Origin of the sequence: Pseudomonas sp. HMWF006, from assembly GCF_003061205.1 — a bacterium.
GTDB classification, from domain to species: domain Bacteria; phylum Pseudomonadota; class Gammaproteobacteria; order Pseudomonadales; family Pseudomonadaceae; genus Aquipseudomonas; species Aquipseudomonas monsensis.
The window spans coordinates 1-2173 of the sequence record NZ_QAIU01000507.1; the positions used below are offsets into that span (position 1 = coordinate 1).

At 60.1% G+C, this 2173-nt stretch carries 1 protein-coding gene and 1 pseudogene; both read left to right on the forward strand.

Annotated elements, in window-relative coordinates; genetic code table 11:
• Positions 1-119 (forward strand): annotated as a pseudogene (locus DBR24_RS33300) (molecular chaperone); the annotation flags it as partial.
• 85 nt (positions 120-204) lie between these two features.
• Positions 205-2173: fimbria/pilus outer membrane usher protein (locus tag DBR24_RS22525; RefSeq protein WP_371921345.1), on the forward strand; the 1969-nt coding region annotated here is incomplete at its 3' end.

The window sequence follows — 2173 nt, forward strand, 5'->3', positions numbered from 1 at the left end:
TCAATACAGTGCGCTTGTTATTCAGCAGCATTAATGACTATGGCGCACAAGACCGTTACAGCGCGCAACTTTCGAACAATCTCGATACCCGCGCCAGTTTGAATAAAGAAGCGCCATAACTTCCGTGCCGCTGCTACAGCCGCACTGTCACTGTATTTCTCTTCGCTCCGTTAGTTCGTTTCGGAGGTGATATAGGGTTCCTGCATGTTTTTACTCAAGCGCGACGGATTGGCGCCATTTTCGATTGCCCTGATGTTCAGTTGCACCTGCCTGGCCGATGACGAAGAACAATTCAATACATCGTTTCTGCAAGGCGCGCCCTCCTCTGTTGACCTGCAATCGCTGCTCGCCACCAGTCGCGTGTTACCCGGCATTTACCGGGTCGACTTCTACGGCAACGAGACCCTGGTCGGCCGTCGCGATATCGACTTCCGTCGCCACCCCGGCACGGGCAAGGTCGAGGCCTGCCTGACCCTGGAGATGGTGCAGCAATTGGGGGTCGATATCGGCCAACTGCAAGCCAGCGGCAAACTGGCCGCTGATGACGCCGACGCCTGCATCGACTTGCCCGCCCTGATCGATCATGCCAGCGTGCGTTACGACGTGCCGCGCCTGCGCCTGATGGTCAGCGTGCCGCAAAGCGCCATGGAGCGTGGCCGCCGTGGTTACGTCGACCCGGCGCTGTGGGACGAAGGCGTGCCCGCCGCATTCATCAACTACCAGTTGAGCAGCAGCCGCAACAGCACCCAGGCTGACAACACCCTGTCCAACAACCTCGGCTTGCGCAACGGGATCAACCTCGGTGGCTGGCGCTTGCGCAACGAGTCGAATTTCAACAGCAGCACCGGCCAGCCCAGCACGTTCAAGAGCAACCGCAGCTATCTGCAACATGACGTGACCGCACTCAAAGGCCAGTTCAGCGCCGGGGATATTTTCTCCGATGCCGACCTGTTCGACAGCGTGCGCTATCGCGGCTTGAAACTGGCGTCCGACGACGGCATGCGTGCCGACAGCGAGCGCGGTTATGCGCCAGTGATTCGCGGCATTGCGCAGTCCAGTGCGACCGTGGAGATTCGCCAGAACGACTACATCCTCTACACCGCCAACGTGCCGCCGGGGCCGTTCGAGATCAGCGATATCTACCCCAGCGGTTCCAATGGCGACCTGGAAGTGACGATTATCGAAGCCGATGGTCGACGCCGGGTGACGGTGCAAGCATTTTCCAGCCTGCCGATCATGGTCCGTCAGGGCCAGTTGAAGTACAGCGTCTCGGCCGGCCAGTACAACAGCAACAGCGAGGATCAGCTGACCCCGCAGTTTGTCAGCAGCACACTGGCGTATGGCATCAGCAGCAACTTGTCCGGGATCGTCGGTGTGCAGGCCACGGACAATTTCAAGGCGTTGTCCGTCGGGGCCGGTCGCAATACTGCCATCGGTGCGATCTCACTGGACTTGACCCACTCCATGAGCAACACCTTCGGCGAAACGGTCACCGGTAACAGCTTGCGCGCGCTGTATGCGAAGACGTTCACCGGCACCGACACCAACTTCACCCTCGCCGCCTACCGTTACTCGACCGAGGGCTATCGCACCCTCACCGAGCACGTCGAGGAGTTGAGCCGCGATGGCCAGCAACGCAGCGGCAACTCGAAAACCCGCACCGACCTGACCGTCAACCAGAGCCTGGGGCGCAACCAGGAATTTGGCAGCGTCTACGTGAATGCCAGCGACCAGCGTTATTGGGGACGCGGCGGTTCGCAAAGCCTGTCGGCCGGTTACAGCAACTATTGGGGGGATGTGAGTTACAACATCGGCGCCACCTACTCCAAAGATGTCGGCAATTACGGCCCGGCGAACAACGACACGCTGATCAACCTGTCCGTGTCGTTCCCGCTGGGTTCCAAGCCCCGTGCACCACGGGCCTTTGTCTCGGCCAGCACGCAGAAATCCAGCGACACCACGCAAATGGGCATCAATGGCTATCTGTCGGAAGACAGCGACACCTATTACTCGGTACAAGCCGGCAACAGCAGCACCGGCGGCAGCTCTGGGTCGGTCAACCTCAGCACTCGCACCTCGGTGATGGATATCAGTGCCGGCTACAGTCAGGGACGCGGCTACAACTCGCAGAACCTTAACCTGGCAGGTTCGATCGTCGGCCACGGCGGCGGAG